Source organism: Leifsonia sp. SIMBA_070 (assembly GCF_046534635.1).
GTDB lineage: Bacteria > Actinomycetota > Actinomycetes > Actinomycetales > Microbacteriaceae > Leifsonia.
The window spans coordinates 1,623,006-1,646,354 of sequence record NZ_JAWRYK010000001.1; the positions used below are offsets into that span (position 1 = coordinate 1,623,006).

The following is a 23,349-nucleotide window of genomic DNA, read 5'->3' on the forward strand; positions in this document are numbered from 1 at the left end:
GCTCACCTCTTGGGCAGCGTGCCGACCTTCTGACCGCCGTTGGCGTAGATCACCAGGTCGCTGCCGGACACCTTCGCGGTGTTCGCCCGGCTGAGCCACGGATTGACGCCCTCGCAGGCCTTCAGCGTGGACGCGAACGGCCCGAAGGTGTAGGTGTCGCCGCTCACCGATCCTTTGCCCGACATGGCGTTGCAGCCGTCCGAGCCGGAGAACGAGCCGTCGTCCTTGATGGTGAGGTGCGGTTGCCCGGAGGCGGTCGAGCCCCAGTCTCCGGTGAAGGCGGAGCCGGACGACGAGCATCCGGTGAGTGCCGCCGCTGCGACGAGGAGGACTGCCACGGCGGAGAGCCGGAGGGTGGGCACGCTGTTCATGCGCTCACGGTAGCGGGTCAGGTGCGCCCACCAGTAGGGGTGATCGCGACGGCTTCAGCGACACGCTGGAGGGGTCGTAGAGCACCCGGTGACCGTCCTCCAGCACCCGCCGCGTTCCCGTGTCGAGGGGGACCGCCGCCCAGGAGACCGGCGCGAAGTCGAGCTCCACCTGGAGCCCGGAGCGGAGCCGGTACCGGCGCTCCCGGACGGGACCCCAGTCGCCGTCCCGGAGGTGACGGGCTCCGTGGAACTCGCGAGGAAACCACTCGGAGTCGGCGAGCCGGTCGACCTCATCGCTGAGGATCATCACGTCGAGGTCGCTGGCGAGGCGCTCCGACCCCCGCGCGTACGAGCCGACCAGAAGCACGACCTTCACGGTCGGCTCGCCTTCGCCCCATCGGGTAAGGCGGCCGAGCAGCCGCTCCGCCTCCCGCCGCCGGCCCTTCAGCCGGGCGGTCATGCGCCGAGTGGTGAGCAGATGTCGCTACTCGACGGGAAATGGGGCATCTACTCACCACTCGGCGAGAGGTAGCGCCGCATCAGCCAGCGGGTCGCACCGCCGGAGTGGGCGTCTGTCTGCTGGATGCGCTCGAAACCGTGCGCCTCGAAGAGTGAGACCGTTCCGACGTAGCCGCTGATGACATCCACGCGCGTGCCGGCGGTATCGACCGGGTAGCCCTCGACCATTGCCGCGCCCGCCGCCCGTGCGTGCGCCACCGCGCCGTCCAGGAGCTGGTGCATCAGTCCGCGCTTGCGGAAGCCTCCTCGCACCACGAAGCAGACGATCGACCACGGGTCCTGGTCTTCGTCGAGGTGCGGGATCGTGCGCGAACCCATCAACCGGCGATACGTCGACTTGGGCGCGACCGAGCACCAGCCCGCGACCTCACCCTCGACGTAGACCAGCACGCCCGGGCCTGGCTCGGACGAGCACTCGGACCGCATGTGTTCGATCCTGCCGGGCATGTCGAGGCGCGAGTCGCGGTACGACATGCAGACGCACCCTCCACCCCCGGGTTTTCGCGGGACCATGAACGACGCGAAGTCGTCCCACCGACCTGTCGCAGGCAGCACCTCGATGGACATACGGGAATCGTACGGGGACGCACCGACATCCGATGGACTGGCCTCATCGACGCTTGCGGGCTTCCTGGGCGGATCTCCTGCATTCAGGAGGTTCGCGCTCGTGTTTTCAGGAGACTCGCGCTCCTGTTTTCAGGAGATCGGACCTCCTGAATTCAGGAGATTCGTCGTCCTGTTTTCAGGAGATCGGAGCACTGGGTACCCTCTCCCTCCTGAATACGGGACGTGGAGAGCGCTCCTGACCAGAATCTCCTGAAAACAGGACGCCTTACATCTCCTGAAAAAAGGAGCCGATCTCCTGAAAAGACGAGCCGATCTCCTGAGAAAAGGGGAGCCGATCTCCTGAAAACAGGGCGACGCCCGCAGCGCTACCCCAGCGGAGCCTCACCACCGGTCGAGACCTCCGGTTCGGTGAGCGGCCGCCGTGGCTGAAGACTGCTCGTCTTCCGTTCCAGCTCGGCGATCACCGCCGGATCGTCGAAGCTTTCGCCGACGAACTCGATCGGCGCACTCACGATCTGGCTCGCGGGGCCGATGATCACTTCGACGATGCCCGCATCGCCGGTCGCGCTCCGCCCCGGGACGGCGACGGTGTCCGCGACGTTGTTGTAGGCCAGCGCTTTCGCATAGTAGAGCAGCGCCTCCGCGATGTCGTCGCCGGTGTCGAACCACGTCCCGGCGTAAGTGATCCTCCGCATAGCTCATTACCTCGCGCCCGAGCATGACCTGTCAGCCACTTGACAACGGAGTGATTTCGTATCTCGGGACCGATTCGGGAGGCCCGAGGGCGGTACCCGGCAGCCTCCCTCACCGCAGCAGCGCCGTCATCGGCGTCGCCGCCGCGTCCTCCGCTGTGAGAGGCGGCAGCCCCCAGGCGTCCTCCACCGTTCGCAGCAACGAATAGTGCGTGAACGGCGTCGCCGACGAGGTCTGCGGCCGAGCCGCAGGCCCGGCGAAGACGCACGGGATGACGTTGTCGGCCGCGTCGCCCTCGTCGAACGTGACCACGAGGAGCGAGCGCTGCTTCGTGAAGGCAGGGGACGACAGGATGCGCGGGACGGCCGACGCGAGCCACGCATCCCCGGTCGCCACAGAGCAGTTGTGCATGTCGTCGCACAGGTTCGGGCTGACGAACGAGAAGTCGGGGAGGCTCGTCGTCGTCGCGAGGTCGGCCTCCAGCTGCGAGTACGGCACGTCGTGGGCGGCACAGGAGGCCGGGTCGTCGGTCACACTCGGGAAGTACAGGAACGGGTTGTGCTTCACCGCATACAGGTCCGTGTTGGCAGTGGTGCAGGGAGCGGGCATGCTTTCGGCGTACATCTTCCAGGAACGGTGCGCACGGTCGAGAGCCTGTGCGAGGTTCGGTCCTGTCACCAGGCAGGAGCCGCCAGGCGGGTTGCAGTCGGTCGTGATGCCCGCAGTCGTTCCGCTGGTGAGCGCCAGATAGTTCGGGAGGCTCGGGTGCGTGATCGCCGAGTAGTGCGTAGCCTGCGCGTAGGTGCGGGCGAGGCCGTTCAGATAGGGCGCCGCGGCGTTGCCGATCACCGACGTCGCCGGCTTGTTCTCATCGACGATGATCACGATGTGCGCGAGCGGACCGGAGCTCACGGCCGGCGCCGGGGAGGCTGCCGGGCTCGGCGCGCTGGGGGAGTGCGTGGCCGGTACCGTGGCGGGCCGGTTGCGGGAGTCGCCACCGACCGAGCAGCCCGCGAGGAGCGCCGGGACGATCACCGCGATGATCACGGCCAGTCCGGCCGCACGAATTCGGCGGCTCATGCGCGCACCGTACCCCCGCCGGACCCCAGGGCCAACCGTCGGGCAGAGCCCCGCGGTGCGCGGAGAGATGCGTTTCTGCAACAGTCACCCCAACTTCTCTTCTTTTCAACGGGGTGAAGAGAGGTCGCACCACTTCTACCGTCGCTCGCAAGCGGGCTGAACACCGTGCAACCGATGCCGAGGAGAGGGGGCGCTTCATGCCGACCGCAGACGCCGACGGGCCCGAGATCGTCAACGAGCTGGTGCTCAAGCATCTGGGCCTGGCCGGTGCGATCGCGCACCGCTACTGCCACGGCCGGCACGACAGCAGGGACCTCGAACAGGTCGCCTACCTGGGCCTGGTGAAGGCCGCCCGCCACTTCGACCGCCGCAGATGCGACGACTTCGTGCTGTACGCGGCCCCGACGATCGCCGGGGAGATCAAGCGGTACTTCCGCGACTCGGGGTGGTTCATCCGTCCGCCCCGTCCGGTCCAGGAACTGCGCTCCCGCCTGTCCTCCGAGTCGAGCCGGCTTTCCCAGCAGCTCGGGCACCAGCCGACACCGGCCGAGCTCTCCGACTCGCTCGGAGAGGACCTCGCGCTCGTGAACGAAGCGCTACGGGCCCACGAGAGCATGCAGCCGTCGTCGCTGGACGCTCCGGCCGGCGGTGACGACGACAGCCCGGTCCTCGGCGACACCCTGGCCGCCGCCGACCGGAGGATGGAGCGCGCGGAGACGATGGCGGCCATCGCCGTCGCCTGCCGTGGGCTCAACCTCCGCGACCGGCGCATCCTCTACCTGCGGTTCTTCCAGGACAAGACGCAGCAGGAGATCGGGGAGGAGCTCGGGGTCACGCAGATGCAGATCTCGCGGCTGCTCACCCGCATCCTCGCCGAACTGCGCACCCGTCTCTCAGCGGACGACGCGGACGACGCGAACGACGCGAACGACGAAGCAGAAGCCGACGGGAACGACGGAGCAGACGACGGGCCGGCGGCCGCAGGCGCGGTCAGCTGAGCAGGCCCCGGACCGCGGCCAGCACGTCGTCTGGCTGCACCGCCAGCAGTGCGGGGTCGGGCTCCGACCCGAAGGTGTCGCCCACCCGCAGGCGGGCGTCGGTCAGCACGACGTGCGGCCCCGGTGGAGGCCCCCATTCCTCGACCGGCGCCGGCCCGAAGACGATCACGGACGGAACCGCGTAGGCGGACGCAAGGTGCGCGGCGCCCGTGTCGGCCGAGATCACGATCGACGCATCGGCGATGACCGCCGCGAACTCGCCGAGGCCGATCCGCCCGGCCAGCACACGATCCTCGGGCAGCCCGGCCAGCTCCGCGACCTCGAGGGCGCGCGGACGCTCCGCCTCGCTGCCGGTGAACACCACCTGCAGCCCGTCGCGTTCGAGGGCGCGGGCCACCTGCCCGAAGCGGTCCGCCGGCCAGCGGCGGCAGCCGTAGAACGCACCGACATGGACCACGGCCGCTCGAGGGCGGAGGCTCGCCCCCGGCAATCGCAGGCCCACCTCGTCCTGGTCGGCCGGCATCCCGTGCGCCGTGACGAGTCGCGCCCAGCGGTAGCGCTCGAGCAGCCCGTCCTGCCACTCCGGCCCGTCCCAGCCGGGGGAGCGGTGGCCGACTTTACGGCGAGCGCCGAGAGCATTTAGGAGGCCGCGGCTCTCCGGGCCCGACCCGTGGAGGTTGACCACGGTGTCGACGCGCCCCGGCTCGATCCGGAGGGGCTCATCCAGTCCGGGCGTCGGCAGCAGCGCATCCACGCCCTCCACCAGGTCGAGGATGGGGTCCAGCCAGCCGGGCACGGCCAGGATCACCCGGTGGTCGGGGTTGGCGCGCTTGATCGCGCGGATCGCGGGCACCGCCACCAGGAGGTCGCCGAGCTTGAGCGCGCGCAGCGCGAGGAGTTCCGGTGTGCCGTCGGGGTCGCCAAGCAGTCTCACTCCGCCCACTCTCCCACGGCCGGTCCGAGGTGCCCAGGACGCCCCGACGTTTACCGGCCGAGATTCCGGGGAACACCAGCAGCATGGCTTCTTCCCGTCTCGCGGATATCGCCGCCGTCCTGTTCGACCGAGATGGCACGCTCATCCTCGACGTGCCCGGCAACGCCGACCCCGACCGGGTCCGTCCGATGCCCGGCGCTGTGGAGGGTGTCGCCCTCGCCCGCGAGCGGGGACTCGCCGTCGGCGTGGTCAGCAACCAGGCCGCGGTGGGCGACGGAATCCTGGCGGCTGCGGATGTCGACCGCATCAATGCTCGGGTCGACGCGCTGTTCGGTGGCTTCGACGTCTGGGAGGTCTGCCCGCACCGGGCGGACGACGGCTGCGCGTGCCGCAAGCCGCGACCCGGGATGGTGCTCTCGGCCGCCCGACGGCTGGGCGTCGACCCGGCTCGGGTCGCCGTGATCGGGGACGTCGGCAGTGATCTGGGTGCCGCGGCCGCCGCCGGGGCGCTGGGCGTCCTGGTGCCGAACAGCCGGACGCGTCGCGAGGAGGTCCGGGACGCCCCGATGGTGGCGGCGACGCTCGCGGACGCCGTGACGCTCCTCCTCGCCCCCGCGGAGGACGACGCCGCCGCGGAGCGCGTCACGGCGGGAGGCGAGTCCTGGTGACCCGCCGCGTCCTCGTCGCACGCCTGGACAGCCTGGGCGACATGATCGTCTCCGGGCCCGCGATCCGCGCGGTCGCGGCATCCGCCCGGGTGACTCTGCTGTGCGGTCCGGTCGGGGAGTCAGCGGCCCGCGCGCTGCCCGGCGTGGATGACGTGGTGGTCTGGGACTGCCCCTGGATCAGCAACCCGGCTCCGCGTGCGACGCCCGAGAGCATCCAGCAGCTGACCGACCTCCTGGGAGACGACATCCCGGAGGAGGCCGTGATCCTGACCTCGTTCCATCAGTCGCCGCTGCCGCTCGCCCTGGTCCTCCGGCTGGCCGGCGTCGGGCGGGTGAGCGGAGCCTCCGTCGACTACCCGGGCAGCCTACTCGATGTCCGGCTCCGGCCGGGCGAGGACCTGCAGGAGGACCAGCCCGAGCCGCTGCGTGCCCTCCGGATCGCCGCAGCGGCCGGCTTTCCTCTGCCGCCTGAGGACGACGGCCTCCTCCGGGTGCGGTACGACGATGATGTGTCGGACCTCCTCGGAGACGACACGGAACCGTTCGTCGCGGTGCATCCCGGCGCCTCCGTGCCGAGCAGGCGGTGGCCGGCCGGCCGCTACTGGGCGGCGGTGCGTCTGCTCGCCGAGAAGGGGGTCCGTGTCGTCGTGACCGGGAGCCCGGCCGAGCGTGAGCTGACCGCGTACGTCTCGGGCGGTCTGGCGACGGACCTCGGCGGCCGCACCGATTTCGGGAGCATGGGCGGTGTGCTCGCCCGGGCGGGCGCGCTGATCGCCGGGAACACCGGCCCGGCGCACCTGGCCGCCGCGGTCGGGACGCCGGTGGTCAGCCTCTTCTCACCGATCCTCCCGGCGATCCGCTGGGCGCCGTACGGCGTGCCGGTCGTGCTCCTGGGCGACCAGGAGGAGGCGTGCCGGGGGACCCGCGCGCGGGAGTGCCCCCTCCCCGGGCACCCCTGCCTGGCGGGCGTCACCCCGGAGGAGGCGGTGGACGCGTGCCTGCGCCTGGCCGCCCCACGACTCGCGGAGATCCCGCGGGTGCAGCTACAGAACGGACAGCTGTCATGAGAATCGCAATGGTCTCCGAGCACGCGAGCCCGCTCGCCGTCCTGGGCGGCGTGGATGCGGGCGGACAGAACGTGCACGTCGCCGCCGTCTCCACGGCGCTGGCGGCACGCGGGCACACGGTCACCGTCTACACCCGGCGGGACGACGCGGCCCTGGAGGAGCGCATCCCGCTGGCGCCGGGGGTGGAGGTCGTCAATGTCACGGCCGGCCCGGCCCGGTCCATCCCCAAGGACCACCTGCTGCCGTACATGGATGGCCTCGCCGACGGCATCCGTGAGGACTGCAGCCGAACGCGGCCGGACATCCTGCATTCTCACTTCTGGATGTCGGGGGTCGCCGCGATCCGCGCGGCCGGCGCGCTCGAAGCCGGCGGAGGGGACAGGATCCCCGTCCTCCAGACCTTCCACGCCCTCGGCACCGTGAAGCGCCGGTACCAGAAGGCCGACGACACCAGCCCGGCCGAGCGGCAGCACCTGGAGCCGTGGGTCGGCCGCACGGCGGACGGCGTGTTGGCGACCTGTTCCGACGAGGTCTCCGAGCTGGTCGCCATGGGCGTCGACCGCGCCCGCATCAGCATCGCGCCGTGCGGTGTCGACACGGAGCTGCTGCGGCCGGACGGTCCGGCGGCCGTGCGCGGCCGGCGGTTCCGGATCGGCGTGGTCGGTCGCCTGGTGCCGCGGAAGGGAGTGGAGCTCGTCATCCGGGCTCTCGCCCTGCTCGCCGCAGAGGGCCGGGACGACGTCGAACTCGTCATCGTCGGCGGCGGCGATGCAGGACCAGGAGGCGGTGACGAGGAGGCCGGCCGCCTCCGTGCCATCGCCGTCGAGCAGGGTGTCGCCGATCGGGTGCTGTTCGCCGGCCGGATCCCGCACACGGACCTGCCCGAGACCATCCGCTCCTGCGACGCGATCGTCTGCGCGCCGTGGTACGAGCCGTTCGGCATCGTCCCTCTGGAGGCGATGTCCTGCGGCGTCCCGGTGGTCGGGGCAGCCGTCGGCGGTCTCCTCGACTCGGTGGTGGACGGCGTCACGGGCATTCTCGTGCCCCCGCAGGACCCGGCCGCGCTGGCCGCGGCGATCGGCCGCCTGCTCTCCGACCCGGAGTTCGCGCACCGGCTCGGACTCAACGGGCGCGACCGCGCCGTGTCCCTCTACAGCTGGGACCGCGTGGCCGCCCTCACCGAGGAGTGCTACGTCGGGCTCCTCGACAACGCGCGGCGAACTCAGATGGCATCGATGACGAATGGAGGACAGGGATGAGCAGCAGCGAGCAGAATGGACCCGGCCGCGTCCTGATCACGGGAGGTGCGTCCGGCCTCGGACGAGCCGTGGCCGAGGCGGTGGAGCAGGCGGGAGGGACCCCGATCGTCTTCGACCGCGACGCTTCACCGGGCGGCGAGAACCAGTACCAGGTGGATGTGAGCGACACCAGGGCCGTGGAGGAGGCCGTCGCAGGGGCGGTCGACCGCGTCGGCGGCCTGGATGCCGTGGTGACCGCGGCGGGGATCGACAAGCCGGGCCGCCTCGACGAGATCGCCGCAGACGACTGGGAACGGATCATCCGGGTCAATCTGCTCGGCACGGTGAGCGTGGTCCGGGCCACGCTGCCGTCGCTGATCCGCTCCCACGGGCGCGTGGTGACCATCGCCTCGTCGCTCGGGATCAAGGCCGTCTCCGAGGCGACCGCCTACTGCGCGTCCAAGTTCGCGGTCGTCGGCTTCACCCGGTCCCTGGCGGCCGAGCTCCGGGGCGAAGTCGGCGTGACCACCATCATCCCGTCCGGGATGAAGACGCACTTCTTCGACGGCCGCACCGAGCAGTACAAGCCGCAGGACGACTCCAAGCTCAACGACCCGCGGAATGTGGCCGCCGCGATCCTGTTCGCGCTGTCTCAGCCGTCGGACTGCGAGGTGCGGGAGCTCGTGATCTGCCACGAGCTGGAGGAGTCCTGGCCCTGAGCCCCTGAGCCCCTGAGCCGCTGAGCCGCTGAGCCGCTGTGACGCTGAGGCACTGTGACGCTGAGCCGCAGCGGCCGGCGAACCTCCCCTCGGTCAGGCGAGACCCGCGAGTTCGGCCACGTCCGCGTGGACCGGCCCGGCCTCCACATCCCCGACGAAGGAGACGTCGTGCTCGCAGCGTTCCGCGCCGCCCGTGCAGTCGCGACCGCACACCGGGCAGCGGATGATCCAGGAGACGTGCACGCGATGCTTCGACCGGCCCAGCGGTCCGGCATTGATCACGTTGCCGATCCAGAAGATCGAGACGGTCGGACGGCCGAGGGCCTGCGCCAGGTGCCGAGGGCCGCTGTCGTTGCCGAGGAAGACGTCCGCCGCGTCCAGCACCCCGACCAGGTCGCTGAGCGACAGCGCTCCGGCGGCCGAGCGGATCCGGTCGGGCCCGACTTCCGGCGCCGAGCGTCGCGCCAGCCCCACGATCTCGTCCGCGGCGGGGACGTCCGATGCATCGCCGACCACGACGACGCGGGCGCCGGCCGCAGCCAGGCGTCCGGCGACCGTCGCGAACCGCTCGGCCGGCCAGCGCCGTCGGGGGTCGGTCGCGCCGGGGTGGACGACCACCAGCGGCGCGCCGTCGGACGGAATGGACTCCTGCGCCCTGGATCGCTCGTCCGGCGTGGGCTGGAGGCGCGGCTCGAGTTCGACCGGTCGTGCGCCGACCATCCCGACCACCTCCAGCGCGCGCATCCACTCGTGCTGGTAGTAGGCGTAGGGGACCGTCCGATCGAGTGGGGCCGCCTCCGGCGTCGTGAGTCCCGCCGTGACCCGCGCGCCGAGGCGACGGACGAACGCGTTCGAGTATCCGCCGCCGCCATGGACCTGCACGGCCAGGTCGAACCGCCGCTCCCGCATGGCCTCGACGAAGGCATCCGCCTCCGCCGGGTCCTCGTCCGCGCCGGGCGGCAGGTAGACGCCCCGGACGCGGGGGAGGACCGCGACTTCGTGGACCGGCCCCGGCCTCCCCTCGAGGAGGGCGGCGTGCATCGGCGTTCCGAGCAGGGTGATCGTCGCCCCGCGGTACGCGGCCTCGAGCGCGGCGAGCGCGGGGAACGCGAACAGCAGGTCGCCGAGGCCTCCGCCGCGGAGGACGGCGATCCGTTCGACGCCCTCGACCCGTTCGCCTCCGGGGCCGATCGCGACGACCGGCTCCCGCTCTTCCGAGGTCCTGGATCCCATGCGCACCCCTTCCGTGTCTCTTGCTCAGTGCCCAGCGGCCGGCGGACGCAAACGCCCCGGCTCCAACTGATCGAGATGGGAGGTGTAGACCGTGGCGGTACCGGGTATGAGGTCACTGACGAGTGAAGTGGAGGAGCCCGTGTCCGTGACCCACATCCTCGAGGCGAAGCTCGACGGCGCCTCGATCACGATCACCGATCCCCGGGACGGCCGATTGGTCGGGACCGTCCGTTCGGCCGGGTCGGAGGAGGTGGACACCGCCGTCCTCCGCGCCGGGGCCGCATCGACGGACTGGTCGCGGCTGCCCAGCGAGGAGCGCGGGGCGATGGTGCGCCATGCCGCAGGCCTCGTCGCCGCGGCGGCCGCCGAGCTCGCGGAGCTCAACAGCAGGGAGACGGGGAGGCCGGTCGGCGACGCGTTGGGGAGCGTGCAGGCCGGGGTCCGGACACTGCTGCAGTTCGCGGAGCTCGGCCCGGTGCACCGCGGCCACAGTCTGCGGGGCGACGTCGATGCCGCGGACTACACCATCCCGGAGCCGCGCGGCGTGGTCCTCGCCCTCACCCCCTGGAACGACCCGGTGGCGACGACCGCCGGACTGGTCGGTGCCGCGCTTGTCACGGGCAACTCCGTCATCCACAAGCCCAGCGAGCGCTGCCCCCATCTCGGCGCCCGGCTCGGCGAACTGCTCGCCCGAGCCCTACCGGAGGACGTCCTGCAGACCGTCCTCGGCGGTCCGGCCGTGGGGAACGCCCTTGCCGAGCATCCTGGGATCGACCTCATCGCCCACGTCGGCTCCACCCTCGCCGGAGAGCAGATCGCCCGCACGGCGGCCTTCACCGGCAGCCGCGTCGTCCGCGAGAACGGCGGGAACGATCCGCTGATCGTCGACGCGGACGTCGACCCCGAGTGGGCGGCCGCGCAGGCCGCCCTCGGCGCCTTCGCGAACGCCGGCCAGCTCTGCACCTCGGTCGAGCGCATCTACGTCCACGAGGCCGTCGCCGGTCCGTTCACCGAGGCGCTCGTCCGGGAGGCGGTCGAGCTGGAGGCATCGGGCGACCTCGGCCCGCTGGTCGACGAGGCGCTGCGCACGCAGGTGCACGGGCAGGTCGCCGACTCCATCGCACGCGGCGCCGTCGTCCAGCACGGCGGCAGCATCCCGCCCGGCGCCGGGTGCTTCTACCCGCCGACCGTGCTGACCCGCTGCACGGAGGACATGCCGGTGATGACGGAGGAGACGTTCGGCCCCGTGGCGCCCATCCAGGTCGTCGGCAGCTTCGAGGAGGGCCTCGCCCGCGCCGCCCGGGGCAGATACGGCCTGGCCGCCACGGTCCTGACCGGGTCCATGGAGCACGCCCAGCGGGCCATCGCCGAGCTGCCCGTCGGCACGGTGAAGGTCAACGCGGTCTTCGGCGGAGCGCCGGGAGGCTCGGCCGAACCGCGGGGCGACAGCGGCAGCGGATACGGCTACGGGCCGGAGCTCCTGGACGAGATGACGACGACGAAGGTCGTGCACCTCGGCCTGCCCGGCACGGGCGGAAGGGACTGACATGCGCAGCGAACCGATCCTGTCGACCTGCTCGGCGCTGACCCCCGAGATCCCGGTGCGCCTGCGCTACATCTCGCCGGTGATCACCGTCATCGGCGACGCGATGCTCGACGGCTGGTGGCACGGCCACAGCGAGCGGATGGCCCGGGAGGCGCCCGCCCCGGTGGTCGCCCTGCGGAAGAAGCTGTTCGTCCCCGGCGGAGCAGCCAACACCGCCATGAACGTGGCCTCCCTGGGCGCCCGCGTGCGCTTCGTCGGCCTGGTGGGCACCGACGAGAGCGGGCTCCGCCTCCGCGACCAGCTGGATGAGGCCGGCATCGACATCTCGGGGCTGATCCTCCATCCCGCCGTGAAGACCATCACCAAGACGCGCATCATCCTCGGCGACCAGGTGCTCGCCCGCCTCGACGAGGCGCAGCCCGGCGAGTACCCGCAGGACGCGCTCGAGCAGGTGGCGGAGGCGGTGGCCCGGGCGACGTCCGGTGTCGCCGCCCAGCTGGTCTGCGACTATCGCACGGGGATGCTGCGCGGCCCGGTGGCCTCGGCCGTGATCGCCCAGCCGCACCGGCCTCCACTGACCGTCGTGGACGCCCACGACCCGGCCGAGTGGGCGGCCTTGCGACCCGACATCGTCACCCCGAATGCGGAGGAGACCGCGCAGCTCGTGGGCGGCACGCTCAACCGCTCGACCGACCGCGTCCAGACCGTGCTGGAACGCGCGCCCGAACTCTTCGAGAGGACGGGGGCGCACTCGGTCATCGTCACCCTCGACCGGGACGGCACCGTGATGATGGAGCCGGACGGACGCCAGTACCGGACGTGGGCGCAGCCCGCGGCGGACAAGCAGGCGTCCGGCGCGGGCGACACGTTCGTGGCCGCCCTCGCCGTCGGTCGCGCGTCCGGCCTCCCGCTGACGACCAGCATCGACCTGGCCCAGTGCGCCGCGGACGTGGTCGTGAGCAGGTTCGGCACATCGGTGTGCTCCACGACCGACCTGGTGACGCACCTGTCCCAGTTCGCCGACGGCGCCCTCGAAAACGACGAGCTGGTGCGCCAGCTGGATGAGCAGCGCAACGCGGGCAAGCGGATCGTGCTCACGAACGGCTGCTTCGACGTGCTCCACCGCGGCCACACCGCCTACCTCAACCAGGCGAAGCGGCTCGGCGACGTGCTGGTGGTCGCGGTGAACAGCGACGACTCCGTCCGTCGCCTCAAAGGGGACGGGCGCCCGATCAACACGGCGGCCGATCGCGCCGGCGTGCTCGCCGCCCTCAGCTGCGTCGACTACGTCACGGTCTTCGATGCCGACACCCCGAGCGCGCTGATCGAGCGCATCCGCCCGGACATCTACGCGAAAGGCGGCGACTACCGGGCGGAGGACATGGCCGAGACCGCGGTCGTCCGCGGCTACGGAGGCGATGTCCGGATCCTGGACTACCTTCCCGCGCACTCGACGACGGCCGTCGTGAAGCGGATCCGGTCGCACGATGCGACGAGGCACGAGTCGGGCAGGCACGAGTCGGAGAGGACGGGATCGGCATGAGCGCGGCGACCACCACCCGACTGGATGCGGGGGAGCGGACCGTCTCACGCCGCTGGTCGGGCGACTGGGGCCGGCCCCCGGTTCCGGTCCGCGCCGACGTGGATGTGCTCATCCCGACCGTCGGACGCATCGCCGAGCTCGCCGTCACCCTCGCGGGGCTCTGCGGGCAGGACGACCCGCCGTTCTCGGTCATCCTGAGCGACCAGTCGGAGGACGGCGCAGCCTTGGAGGCGCCGGCCGTGCAGGCCATGGTCCGGGTCCTCCGCGCGCAGGGCCGGGAGGTCCGGCTGTTCCGCCACGAGCGGCGCGGGCTCGCCGAGCACCGGCAGTTCCTGCTCGACCAGGCCCAGGCGCCGTACTGCCTGTTCCTGGACGACGACGTCTGGCTCGAACCCGGCAGCATCCGGCGGATGGCCGACGCGCTCACCGAGCTCGGCTGCGGGTTCGTCGGGAGCGCCGTCCAGGGGCTGTCGTTCCTCGACGACCGGCGTCCGCATCAGCGGACCAGCTTCGAGGCGTGGGAGGGCCGGGTCGAGCCCGAGCGGATCCGCATCGACCAGCCCAGCATCGAGCGCGCCTCGCTGCACTCCGCCGCCAATCTCGTCCATGTCGCCGAGGAGGTGCCGGTGGAGCGCGACGGCTGGCTCGCCTACAAGATCGCCTGGCTCGGCGGCTGCGTCCTCTACCGGAGGCAGGCCCTGGTCGACTGCGGAGGGTTCGACTTCTGGAGGCTGCTGCCGCCCATCCACTCGGGTGAGGACGTCGCGGCGGAGTGGCGCGTGATGGAGCGCTTCGGGGGAGCGGGCATCCTGCCGAGCGGCGCCGTGCACCTGGAGGCGCCGACGACCGTGCCGGACCGCCGGGTCGAAGCGCGGGACGTGATCTTCTAGGCGAGCAGCTCCGCCAGCTCGCCGGCGGTACGCGCGACCGGCGTGCCGGCGGGCGCAGTGCCCTCCGGGTTCGACCAGGCGGCGCGGATGGCTCGCATCCCGAGGGCCGCCGCGGCCTCCAGTTCGCCGCCGACGCCGTCCGCGACGTAGAGGGAGGCCGAGGGCGGGGCCTTCACCTCGGCGAGCGCGAGCCGGAAGAACTCGGCGTCGGGTTTGACGCGGCCGGCGTCGCACGACAGCAGGACGAGGTCGAAGGCGTCCGTGACACCGGCGCCGTCCAGCGCGAACCGCACGCTCACGGAGCAGTTGCTGAGCAGCGCAAGGCGGACGTCTCGGGCCCGCAGGTCGGCCAGCAGCGGCAGCATGCCCGGAGCCGGGTGAGCAGCCGCGCGAAGGAACTCGTGCTCCATGGCGGCGAGTTCTGCAGGGTTGCCCTGCGAGATCCCGGCGCGAGCCATCACCTCCCGGAACCTGTCCTCCGTCGGCCCGATCCGCCCCAGGTTGCTCGCCCGGCTCGTCGCGTTCCAGTGCCCCAGGAACGCGGGTGCGGGCATCCTGAGCCGCCGGGCCAGCGCCTCCTGGTGCGCCCGCCGGAGCGCCGGGTCGACGACGATGACCGTGTCGTACAGGTCGAAGACGACCGCCTCCTGGCCGCTCCGTCCGCCGCCGGTCACTCGGGCGCGCCGTTCATCATCCGCAACATGCGGCCGCTGCCGGAGCGGACGAACACGGTCACCAGACCCGCGGCGAGCACCAGGAACACGAGGTTCAGCCAGGTGGTGTAGTTCCAGCTGATCCCGCCCTGCGCGATGGTGAGGTTCCGGTTCTCCGGAACGAGCCCGAGGGGCGTGAAGACGAGCTCGACGACGTAGCCGGCGATCACCATCGCGCCGTAGAAGGTCGCCGTGATCCGCAGCGCCGGCCTCCACCCGTAGTACTTCCGGTAGATCAGGATGATCGGGATGATGATCAGGTCCGCGAAGAGGAAGCTGACCACGCCGCCGAAGCTGATCCCCCCGTTCCAGAGCACCGCGGCGAGGGGCACGTTCCCGACCGAGCAGACGAAGCTGATCACGGCGATGAGCGGCCCGATCAGCGGCCCGAGGATGAACGCGGCGACGGGGTCGTGACTGAGGAAGATGGACTGCAGCCAGTCCTGCGGGACCCAGGCGGCGAACGAGCCGGCGATCAGGAGGCCGAGGACGATGTCACGCAGCACGGCGGCCCAGTCCATCACGAAGTAGCGGGAGACGGCCGTGACGCCTTCGGGGGAGAGGAGGCGGCGCCAGAATCCGCCGTCGCCCTGCACCGACATGTCCATGGCGGCGTGGCCCTCCATCGACCCGGCGAGGCCCTTGTCGGCCTGCTCTTTCGCCGCCTCCACGATCCGGCCGCGCATCCACACCCGGAACCCGAGGGCGATGAGAACGATCATGATGGGGCCTCCGACGAATTCGGCGGCGGTGAACTGCCAGCCCATCGTGAAGGCGAGCACCAGCCCCAGCTCGATCACCAGGTTGGTCGAGGCGATCTCGAACGCCATCGCTGCGGAGAAGTGCGCTCCCTTGCGGAACAGCGCCCGCGCCAACGCGACGGCCGCGTACGAGCAGGACGAGGACGCGGCGCCGAACAGCGCCGAGATGCTGATCGACCGCGGCGAGTCGTCACTCATCAGGCTCGTGATCTTCTCCGTGCGGACGACCGCCTGGATGACCCCGGAGAGCGTGAACCCGAGGATCAGGGGCCAGAGGATCTGCCATCCCATGGTGCCGGCCATCGCCAGCGCTTCGCCGATCGCACCCAGCACGTCCATCGATTCCTCCTCCCACCGCGGATGGTGACCTGTGCTCGACCGCCCAAAGTACCCGCGGGGCCGGGGGAGAAGAAGCGGAGCGTCCGTCAGCGCCGCTCGACGGCGTCGTCGGCCCGGCGCAGGACGATCTCCGCGCGCTGGACGCCGCGGCGGACACTCGTGACCAGAAGGAGCGACCGGACGGCCACGGCGAGGATAACCACGGTGACCAGCGCGACGAGCAGCCACGCCACGAGCTGCCAGCCGGGGAAGGCCGCGACCGACGCCCATTCGGCGCCGTACCCGCCGGCGGCCGCCAGCGGGAAGGTGAACGACCAGAAGCCGAGCGTGAACGACAGGCGCCGGTAGCGGGGGAGGAGCGCCAGCTGCTGGAGCGCCATCAGCACGAGAAGGCCGAGCAGCGCCATCGAGACGAGGTCGGCGTGCTCGCCGTTGATCGTGAACCAGGCCGTGCCGGCGACGGCGGGAGGCGCGAGCAGGATGGCGCACGTCGGCGTCAGCGCATCGGGCAGCGGCGAGAAGAACGCCAGCCGCGCCAGCAGCACGGTCGAGATCACGACCCAGAAGAACACGCCGACGGCGAAGGCTCCGATCGCCAGGGCGGGCACACCGATCCGGTATGACGTCGTCGCAGCGATCAGGCTCGCTGCCACCGTCGGCAGGAGGTAGCCGCCGTGGAACGCTTCGGGGGGCAGGCTCCCGCTGTGCCAGAAGGCGAGGATCCACCCGGCGAACCCGGCCGCGACGACGATCGACGCGATCACGAGGATGACGCCGGCGAGGGGGACGAACCGGTACAGGTCGGCGCCGAGCAGCATCCCGACGACCGGGACCAGCGCGGCGATCGGACCCTGCGCGGGGTGGCGCAGCTGGTCGGCCAGGGACTCGGCGCTGCGGGCGCCGCGCCGCAGGTGCGCGACGATCAGCCACAACCAGGCGACGGCCACGACGACCCAGAGCAGCTGCCCGACGAGCTCCGGCACGCCGAGGAGTCGGGCGGCGACGGTCCACACCGTGGCGAGCCCGGCGAGCCCGAAGGCGATCGCCAAGGTATTGAGGGGGATCCGCTGTGCCGGGCTCATCATGGTCGGGTTCCTTTCGACGACCGCCCGACTCTAGCGGTCTGTGTCTAACCTGTCAAGTCTGTTATAGTGGTTAGATGATCGACGAGAGGGAGCAGGACCTGCTCGAGCTGCTGAACAGCGCTCCTGTCGTGGACGGCCGCATCGTAGAGACCCTCGACGACCCCGAGACGGCGCGGCTGCGGGATGCGCTGCACGCTGTCATCCGGGGGGAGGCGGAGGCCGGCGTCCTCTCGCCGTACCTCGAGGGCGTGCGTCGCCGGCCGGTCGTCACATCCTCCGGCATCGAGTGGGTGCTCGATGCGCCGGAGCCGGCGCGGGGAAGGGCGGAGCTGGTCCTCGAGTGGGCGCGCGTCCAGGAGGAGCTGCCCGGCCGCCTGCGTCCGTGCGCCAACCCCGAGTGCAACAAGTTCCTGATCGACCACAGCAAGCCGAATACCGCCCGCTGGTGCTCGATGGCCGGCTGCGGCAACCGCATGAAGGCACGCCGCCACTACGCCCGCCGCCTCGCCTGACCGCCGGACGCCCGCTGCGACTGCTGCGTCCCGTCACGTATGCGCTTGCGCGCCGCACCGCACTCGTTACGCGGCACCGCACTCGTTACAGGACGCCATTGCACGCGGTGCGCCGAAGCTCCTACGGTGATCTCGCGAACACCCCTCGGGAATGGAGACGGCCGTGAGCGGACTTCTGGATGGCGCCGTCGCGCTGGTGACCGGCGCGAGCAGCGGAATCGGGGCCGAGACGGCGCGCCGCCTGGCCGTCGAGGGCGCCGCCGTCGCCCTCGTCGCCCGCCGTCGCGAACGATTGGAGGCCGTCGCCGGTGGGATCGCCGAGGCCGGCGGGACGGCAGTGGTCGTGGAGGGGGATGTCGCCGAGCGCGCCTCAGCGGAAGCGGCTGTGGAGGAGACCGTCGGCGCGCTGGGCCGCCTCGACATCCTCGTCAACAACGCGGGTGTGATGCTGCTCGGCCCCGCACGGCAGGCGAGCGTCGACGACTGGGAGCGGATGCTCGCCATCAACGTCACCGGGGTGCTGGCGGTCACGCACGCCGCGCTGCCGCACCTGGTACGGGCCGCGGCGGATTCCGGCAGGGGAGTGGCGGACGTCGTGACGATCAGCTCCACGGCCGGGCGTGTCGCGCGCCCGGGCAGCAGCGTCTACAACCTGACGAAGTTCGGCGTCAACGCGTTCTCGGAGGCTTTGCGGCAGGAGCTCGTGCCGCAGCGCGTCCGCGTCGGCGTGATCGAGCCGGGGACGGTGGACACCGAACTCGTCACGCACAACTCGGATGCCGTCCGGGAGGCCGCCGAGCGGCAGGTCGCCGCGATCGAGGCGCTGCAGCCGTCCGACATCGCCGACGCCGTCGCGTACATGGTGACGCGCCCGCGCCGCGTGGCCGTCAACGAGCTCCTCGTCCGCGCCGCCGAGCAGACCTGGTGACCGGCACGGTCAGCGCAGCAGCGCCTCGACCATGTCCTTCCCGAGTCGCGCGGCGGTGACCGTGTCGAAGGTGTAGACGACGTAGCGACCGTTTCGCGTCGTCGTGAGGAGGCCCGCCTGCTTGAGGACGGCCAGATGGCGGGAGACCTCCGGCGCACTGATGCCCCAGGCCTCGGCCAGGTCGGCCGTGGTGTGGGGGCCGCGGATGAGGCTTCGCGCGAGCCGGAGCCGCACGGGGTGGTCCAAAGCGCGGAGTCGTTGCGCAACCGTATCGATGGAGGTGGTGGGCGCGGGTGCTTGACCGGCAGCGAACGGGTACTGGATGACCGGCTTCCAGCCCGGGGCGTGGACGACGAGCAGGTGGGGGTGGCCGAGCGCGCTCGGCAGCAGGGTGACACCGCGCTCGTCGGCCGTGGTCGCGTTGTCCTGCAGCTTGTCGACCACGATCCGGGTCTCAGCGTCGTCGACGGCGAGCGCGGGGGAGACGGAACCGATCATCCGCCGCAGTCCGGAGGTGTCGAGCACGTCCTGTTTGAGGCGCGCATCCGCGGTGAGCCTGGGGCGCAGCTGGCGCCACGCGTCCGCGAAGAAGGCGGCGTCGCAGTCCTCCAGCAGCCTCCGCACGTGCGACCGTGCGCGCGCAGGGTCGTCGAGGACGACGTCGACGAAGCCGATCTGGCGCGGACCTCGCGCGAGCGCTCGCTCTCGGGCGAGATCGCGAGCCGCTGCGTCGACCAGCGGTGAGCCGAGCTCCCGGAACAGCGGAACCGTTCCACAACTGCTGGTCAGCAGGGCGGCCGACACCCACGTCTCGTCGTCGAGGGCATCCACAGCGTCGAGTTCGTCGGACAGGCTCCGCCCGGGCTCGGCAGGGAGCAGCATGTCGGCTCGGGACGTCCGCCAGAGGTAGTCGGCATCGATGAGCCGGTCCAGCAGTTCGGGAGGCATGGAGGCGGTCACCGACGCGACCCAGCCGCTGTGGGCGGGATGATGGGTCGGCTCGACGAGCAGGTGGATGGCCGACCCCAGCTCGGCCAGTGGCGACGGGGCGATGCGGTAGCTCTCGTTCGGCACTCTGGCCACATCGATGGACACGCTCATGGCCTCATCTTGGCAAGCTCGAGCCCGACTCGCGTTACCGATTGACGATTTCCGTCAATCGGCGCACACCGCAGGGGAGAGGTGCCCGATGGTGGCCACATGACCATCCGACCAGCGTTCTTCCCCCTCCGGACACCTCGGCGCCTCCCGACGTGGCGTCTCCTCTTGCGGTTCCGTTTGGACCAGGCTGACGCGCTCCGTGTGGAGGCCGAGCGACGCCGCCTCTGGCTATGACTGCGAGTATGGCCCCATGCCGCACGAGCTGACATAATGTGCATTATCAGCTATACAGAATCGCTCCAGGAGGACTCCTGACAGCGTGAGTCCTGAGCGCTAGTGTCAGCATCAACCGCCACGCCGGCGGCGCCACTGCGAAGGGATGAAGCAATGAGCGTCAACGACCCCACCGACCCGATGCTGCACGAGTTCTCCTTGGATGCCCGTGGCATGACGCGCTCTGCCATCGCCGCCATTCGGACCGTTCTCGGGATCAGCGGCGGCGTGAGCCTGATCCTCGGCATCGTGCTGCTGTTCTGGCCCGAGAAGACGATCTCCGTGCTGGCCGTCTTCCTCGGCATCTACTTCCTGGTGGCCGGCATCCTCCGGCTCGGCGTCGGGATCTTCGGGCGCGGGATGCGTGGCGGCGCCAGAGCGCTCAACATTGTTCTCGGAGTTCTGCTCATCTTTGTGGGCATCGTCGCCTTGAAGAACGTCTCCGCGGCCGCCGTCACGCTCGTCATCTTCGCCGTGGCGTTCATCGGCGTCGGATGGATCATCGAAGGCGTCATGGCGCTGGCCGAGTCCGGCCGCTCCGCCTCGGCCGGATGGTCGATCGCCTTCGGCATCCTCAGCATCATCGCCGGAATCGTCGTCCTCGTCCTGCCCGTCTCGTCCGCCGCGTTCCTGCTGCTGTTCGCCGCGATCGCGCTCATCGTCCTGGGGATCATCGGCATCGTCCGGGCCTTCACCTTCGGCCGTGACGTGCTCAAGGCCACCGAGGCGACACCGGCCGCGCCCCGCGTCGCCTGAAGCGACCCATCCGCCGCGACCGCGGTCAGCGGTGGTTGCTCCGGCTGGGCAGGTGCTCCGCCCACCAGTCCAGGATGATGTCGAACCGCTCACGGCGGTGCCGGGGCCGTCCGCTCCGGCTCAGCTCGTGGTCCTCGCCCGGGAAGATCACCAGCTCCGTCTCGACGCCCCGCCGCTTCAGCGCCGCGTAGTAGCGCTCGGCCTGACCGAGGGGGCACCGCAGGTCGCTCGACGAGTGCAGCACCAGGGTCGGCGTCCTGACCCTGTCCACGACCGCCTGCGGGCTCTGCGACCGCATCAGCTCAGGGTCGGTGCCGGTGTACTCGTCGCCGAAGAAGCTGCCGATGTCGCTCGTACCCACGAAGTAGTCCGGGTCGAGGAACCCGCGCTCCACGATCGCGGCGGCGAACCGGTGGTCGTGCGCGATCGTCCAGGCCGTCAGATAGCCGCCGTACGAACCGCCCATGATCCCGACACGCTCGCGGTCCAGCCCCGGGACCTGCGCGATGGCGCCCTCGAGGAAGTCGAGAACATCCGCGAGATCGACCGTGCCCATCCGCTGACGGATGACGCGCCCGTGCTCCTGCCCGTAGCCGGCCGATCCGCGCGGGTTGCACATGACGACGGCGTATCCGGCTGCGGCGTACACCTGCGCCTCGTCGAACAGCGCACCCGTGTAGGCGGCGAACGGCCCGCCGTGGATGTTGAGGAGCACAGGATGCGGCCCCTCCCCCTCCGGCACGAGCACCCAGCCGTGCACCGGGTAGCCGTCGCGACCGGTCACCGTCAGCTCGACGGGGTCGATGACGCCGGCGGACCGCAGCGGAGCGGACAGATCGGTCAGCCGCTGCAGCCCCTCGCCGTCCACGAGCGCGACATCCCCGGTCGTCCGGGCATCCGCGAAGGTGACGACGGTCGTGTCGCCCGCAACCGCCACGCCTCCGACCACGGTCCGGTCGTCGGTGAGCCGGCGGCTCTCCCCTCCGCTGGTCACCTCGGTCAGCACCAGAGCGCCGCGTCGGCGGTCCTGCAGGAGCACCACATCGTCCCGGACGGCGACGATGGCCGACTCGGTGAAGTCCACCGTCTCCGGGTCGGTCAGCCGTCGCGGCACCGCACCTGGGGAGTCGATGACGTAGAGGGCGGTGTTCTTCGCAACGAAGTCCCGGCCGCTCTCCCCCACATCCTGAGCCGTGAAGAACAGCACGCCGTTGCGGGCGTACCCGGCGTCGATGACGCTGTACGACCCGTGCTGACCGGTGAGGTCGCGGGCGTCGCCACCCTCCAGCGGAACGGTGAAGACGTTCGAGCGCAGGTCGACATCCCGGCTGGCGTGGCGCGCTGAGACGAACGCGATCCTCCGGCCGTCCGGCGAGAACGAAATCGATCCGTCGTCGTACGGGCCGTCCGTGAGCTGCCGCGGCTCCGCGACAGCGGGTGCCGGGGCGCTGGACCCGTCGGGCAGAGGAACAGGGGCCGGGATCGGCGCGGACCACACGTCGGGCGCCGGCACGACGAAGACGTGCGAACGCCGGTCGACCGTGTAGCCGAGCCCGTTCGCCTGATATTTCAGCGTGTCGATGCGGCGGGCGGGCTCGGCGTTCGGCTCGATCCCCTCGACCGTCCCATACCGGCCCTGCTCGGGCTCACGGCTCACGAAGGCCAGAGTCCGGCCGTCCGGCGACCAGGCGAACTCGGAGACGCCGAGCTTCCTGTCGGTGACGGCGACCGGCTCTCCCCCGGCCGCGTCGACGACGTGCAGTTGCGGCGGACGCTTCGGCTCGGCACGCAGGAAGGCCAGCAGCCGCCCGTCCGGCGAGAACTGCGGGTCGGTGTCACGGAAGCCGCGGGTCAGAAGTCTCGGCGCGGCATGCCCGCTGAGCGGGACCGTCCAGAGCTGGCCGACCGTGGCATCGGCCGCGAGCGACGGATGCATGATCGAGACCACTGCGCGGACGCCGCCCGGGTGCACCGTCGGCGTGGAGAGGCCGACGAGCAGGTCGAGATCGGTGGCCTTCACTCGGCGATCCCGGATTCGACGATCGGGGTGAAGCTCGACACGTCGCCGACGAGGCGCGTGTGATCGGCGGGGATCGGGTCGATGGCGGCGGCGGCGACCTCGGCGGCGAACTCGCTCACGTTGTAGAGCCGGCCCGCGGCCTCCTTGCGCGCGTCGATGGCGCCAGGATTGAGACGGTTCAGGAGGGTCGCTGTGATGGTCCCCTCGATCATGTCTCCCGAGACGACGACGAACTCGACGCCCTTCTCTGCGAGGGTCGGGAGGAGGGCGCGCAGCGCGTCCTCTCCGGCCCGCTTGCTGAGTGCGACCGCCTCGTACTCGGGCATGGTCGGCGTGGTCTGGATGAAGTGCGCCTGGTGACTGGTGACGAAGACGACCCGAGAGCCCGGCCTGAGCAGCGGAAGCGCCGCCGTCAGGGTGTCGACCTGCGCGTCGCGGTTGAGCTGCATGGCGTAGTCCTCGGCCATGCCGGACTCCATCCCGCCCGACGCATTGAGGACGAGGATGTCGAGTCCGCCCCACGCGTCCGCCACTGACCGGAACATGGCCTCGATGGACGCGCGGTCGGTCAGATCGGCGCCGATCGCCATCGCCGTTCCGCCCTCGTCGACGATGGCGTCGACGAGCTTCGCCGCGCGCGCCTCCTTGTTGCGGTAGTTGATCACCACGCGGGCGCCGGCCTCAGCGAGGTACCGGGCGGTGTCCGCGCCGATACCGCGCGACGAACCGGTGACGAGCGCGCGCTTGCCCGTCAGCGAACCAGGGGGAAGGGGGTTTGCCACGAAAACTCCTCGG

General features: G+C 71.1%; 24 protein-coding genes. 11 read left to right on the forward strand and 13 right to left on the reverse strand.

Features of this window, described 5'->3' with window-relative positions; translation table 11 throughout:
• Window positions 1-2 precede the first annotated feature (2 nt).
• The 5 genes from SB754_RS07605 to SB754_RS07625 all read right to left on the reverse strand — a co-directional run bounded on the left by SB754_RS07605 (window position 3) and on the right by SB754_RS07625 (window position 3,230).
• Window positions 3-371 carry an META domain-containing protein gene (locus tag SB754_RS07605; protein WP_410781728.1) on the reverse strand — a complete coding sequence of 123 codons (369 nt, stop codon included), beginning with the start codon at window positions 369-371 and terminating at the stop codon, window positions 3-5.
• A gap of 4 nt (window positions 372-375) precedes the next feature.
• Complete coding sequence (locus SB754_RS07610) at window positions 376-831, reverse strand: nucleotidyltransferase domain-containing protein (RefSeq protein ID WP_410781729.1); 456 nt, start codon at window positions 829-831, stop codon at window positions 376-378.
• A 47-nt stretch (window positions 832-878) separates the two neighbouring features.
• On the reverse strand, window positions 879-1,457 hold the full coding sequence (locus SB754_RS07615) for a GNAT family N-acetyltransferase (RefSeq protein WP_410781730.1): 579 nt from the start codon (window positions 1,455-1,457) through the stop codon (window positions 879-881).
• 365 nt (window positions 1,458-1,822) lie between these two features.
• Entirely contained in the window at window positions 1,823-2,152 is a 330-nt protein-coding gene (locus SB754_RS07620; RefSeq protein ID WP_410781731.1) for a hypothetical protein, read from the reverse strand.
• Between the two features lie 109 nt (window positions 2,153-2,261).
• Window positions 2,262-3,230 (reverse strand): alkaline phosphatase family protein, encoded by a 969-nt coding sequence (locus SB754_RS07625; protein ID WP_410781732.1) that lies wholly within the window; start codon window positions 3,228-3,230, stop codon window positions 2,262-2,264.
• Between the two features lie 197 nt (window positions 3,231-3,427).
• On the opposite strand from SB754_RS07625, the gene SB754_RS07630 reads away from it, so the two are divergent.
• Complete coding sequence (locus SB754_RS07630; RefSeq protein ID WP_410781733.1) at window positions 3,428-4,228, forward strand: sigma-70 family RNA polymerase sigma factor; 801 nt, start codon at window positions 3,428-3,430, stop codon at window positions 4,226-4,228.
• On the opposite strand, the gene SB754_RS07635 is transcribed toward SB754_RS07630, so the two are convergent.
• Window positions 4,221-5,162 carry a glycosyltransferase family 9 protein gene (locus SB754_RS07635; RefSeq protein WP_410781734.1) on the reverse strand — a complete coding sequence of 314 codons (942 nt, stop codon included), beginning with the start codon at window positions 5,160-5,162 and terminating at the stop codon, window positions 4,221-4,223. The two genes, SB754_RS07630 and SB754_RS07635, sit on opposite strands and share 8 nt — an antisense overlap.
• 83 nt (window positions 5,163-5,245) lie before the next feature.
• Here SB754_RS07635 and SB754_RS07640 point away from each other — a divergent pair, with 83 nt between their 5' ends.
• The 4 genes from SB754_RS07640 to SB754_RS07655 are packed head-to-tail and all read left to right on the forward strand — an operon-like array spanning window position 5,246 to window position 8,854.
• On the forward strand, window positions 5,246-5,830 hold the full coding sequence (locus tag SB754_RS07640; protein ID WP_410781735.1) for a D-glycero-alpha-D-manno-heptose-1,7-bisphosphate 7-phosphatase: 585 nt from the start codon (window positions 5,246-5,248) through the stop codon (window positions 5,828-5,830).
• A 41-nt stretch (window positions 5,831-5,871) separates the two neighbouring features.
• Window positions 5,872-6,897, forward strand: coding sequence for a glycosyltransferase family 9 protein (locus SB754_RS07645; RefSeq protein WP_410783282.1), 1,026 nt, complete (start codon window positions 5,872-5,874; stop codon window positions 6,895-6,897).
• Entirely contained in the window at window positions 6,894-8,156 is a 1,263-nt protein-coding gene (locus tag SB754_RS07650) for a glycosyltransferase (RefSeq protein ID WP_410781736.1), read from the forward strand. The genes SB754_RS07645 and SB754_RS07650 overlap by 4 nt, the downstream gene beginning before the upstream one ends.
• A complete protein-coding gene (locus tag SB754_RS07655) occupies window positions 8,153-8,854 on the forward strand; it encodes an SDR family oxidoreductase (RefSeq protein WP_410781737.1) in 702 nt (233 codons plus the stop codon). The genes SB754_RS07650 and SB754_RS07655 overlap by 4 nt, the downstream gene beginning before the upstream one ends.
• A 93-nt stretch (window positions 8,855-8,947) precedes the next feature.
• Here SB754_RS07655 and SB754_RS07660 read toward each other — a convergent pair whose 3' ends face one another.
• Window positions 8,948-10,087, reverse strand: coding sequence for a glycosyltransferase family 9 protein (locus SB754_RS07660; protein WP_410781738.1), 1,140 nt, complete (start codon window positions 10,085-10,087; stop codon window positions 8,948-8,950).
• A gap of 145 nt (window positions 10,088-10,232) precedes the next feature.
• On the opposite strand from SB754_RS07660, the gene SB754_RS07665 reads away from it, so the two are divergent.
• From SB754_RS07665 to SB754_RS07675, 3 genes are read left to right on the forward strand one after another with little or no spacing between them, the layout of a single operon-like run.
• The gene (locus SB754_RS07665) at window positions 10,233-11,633 is read left to right on the forward strand and encodes an aldehyde dehydrogenase family protein (RefSeq protein ID WP_410781739.1); all 1,401 of its coding nucleotides are present in this window, start codon (window positions 10,233-10,235) and stop codon (window positions 11,631-11,633) included.
• Between the two features lies 1 nt (window position 11,634).
• Window positions 11,635-13,176 carry a D-glycero-beta-D-manno-heptose 1-phosphate adenylyltransferase gene (gene rfaE2 / locus SB754_RS07670; protein ID WP_410781740.1) on the forward strand — a complete coding sequence of 514 codons (1,542 nt, stop codon included), beginning with the start codon at window positions 11,635-11,637 and terminating at the stop codon, window positions 13,174-13,176.
• Window positions 13,173-14,066: a glycosyltransferase family 2 protein gene (locus tag SB754_RS07675; protein WP_410781741.1), complete on the forward strand. Its 894-nt coding sequence runs from the start codon at window positions 13,173-13,175 to the stop codon at window positions 14,064-14,066. The genes rfaE2 and SB754_RS07675 overlap by 4 nt, the downstream gene beginning before the upstream one ends.
• Here the strand turns inward: SB754_RS07675 and SB754_RS07680 are convergent.
• The 3 genes from SB754_RS07680 to SB754_RS07690 all read right to left on the reverse strand — a co-directional run bounded on the left by SB754_RS07680 (window position 14,063) and on the right by SB754_RS07690 (window position 16,964).
• The gene (locus SB754_RS07680) at window positions 14,063-14,740 is read right to left on the reverse strand and encodes an HAD family hydrolase (RefSeq protein WP_410781742.1); all 678 of its coding nucleotides are present in this window, start codon (window positions 14,738-14,740) and stop codon (window positions 14,063-14,065) included. The two genes, SB754_RS07675 and SB754_RS07680, sit on opposite strands and share 4 nt — an antisense overlap.
• Complete coding sequence (locus SB754_RS07685; RefSeq protein ID WP_410781743.1) at window positions 14,737-15,879, reverse strand: permease; 1,143 nt, start codon at window positions 15,877-15,879, stop codon at window positions 14,737-14,739. The genes SB754_RS07680 and SB754_RS07685 overlap by 4 nt, the downstream gene beginning before the upstream one ends.
• An 86-nt stretch (window positions 15,880-15,965) precedes the next feature.
• The gene (locus tag SB754_RS07690) at window positions 15,966-16,964 is read right to left on the reverse strand and encodes a transporter (protein ID WP_410781744.1); all 999 of its coding nucleotides are present in this window, start codon (window positions 16,962-16,964) and stop codon (window positions 15,966-15,968) included.
• Between the two features lie 74 nt (window positions 16,965-17,038).
• On the opposite strand from SB754_RS07690, the gene SB754_RS07695 reads away from it, so the two are divergent.
• Window positions 17,039-17,476 (forward strand): CGNR zinc finger domain-containing protein, encoded by a 438-nt coding sequence (locus tag SB754_RS07695; protein WP_410781745.1) that lies wholly within the window; start codon window positions 17,039-17,041, stop codon window positions 17,474-17,476.
• A 163-nt stretch (window positions 17,477-17,639) separates the two neighbouring features.
• Window positions 17,640-18,404, forward strand: coding sequence for an SDR family NAD(P)-dependent oxidoreductase (locus SB754_RS07700; RefSeq protein ID WP_410781746.1), 765 nt, complete (start codon window positions 17,640-17,642; stop codon window positions 18,402-18,404).
• 9 nt (window positions 18,405-18,413) lie between these two features.
• On the opposite strand, the gene SB754_RS07705 is transcribed toward SB754_RS07700, so the two are convergent.
• On the reverse strand, window positions 18,414-19,505 hold the full coding sequence (locus tag SB754_RS07705) for a DUF5937 family protein (RefSeq protein ID WP_410781747.1): 1,092 nt from the start codon (window positions 19,503-19,505) through the stop codon (window positions 18,414-18,416).
• Window positions 19,506-19,892: 387 nt separating this feature from the next.
• Here SB754_RS07705 and SB754_RS07710 point away from each other — a divergent pair, with 387 nt between their 5' ends.
• Entirely contained in the window at window positions 19,893-20,534 is a 642-nt protein-coding gene (locus SB754_RS07710; protein WP_410781748.1) for an HdeD family acid-resistance protein, read from the forward strand.
• 25 nt (window positions 20,535-20,559) lie between these two features.
• On the opposite strand, the gene SB754_RS07715 is transcribed toward SB754_RS07710, so the two are convergent.
• Together SB754_RS07715 and SB754_RS07720 are read right to left on the reverse strand one after the other, a co-directional pair.
• A complete protein-coding gene (locus SB754_RS07715; protein WP_410781749.1) occupies window positions 20,560-22,554 on the reverse strand; it encodes a S9 family peptidase in 1,995 nt (664 codons plus the stop codon).
• Window positions 22,551-23,336: an SDR family oxidoreductase gene (locus tag SB754_RS07720; protein ID WP_410781750.1), complete on the reverse strand. Its 786-nt coding sequence runs from the start codon at window positions 23,334-23,336 to the stop codon at window positions 22,551-22,553. Before SB754_RS07720 ends, SB754_RS07715 begins: the two co-directional genes overlap by 4 nt.
• Between the last annotated feature and the right edge of the window lie 13 nt (window positions 23,337-23,349).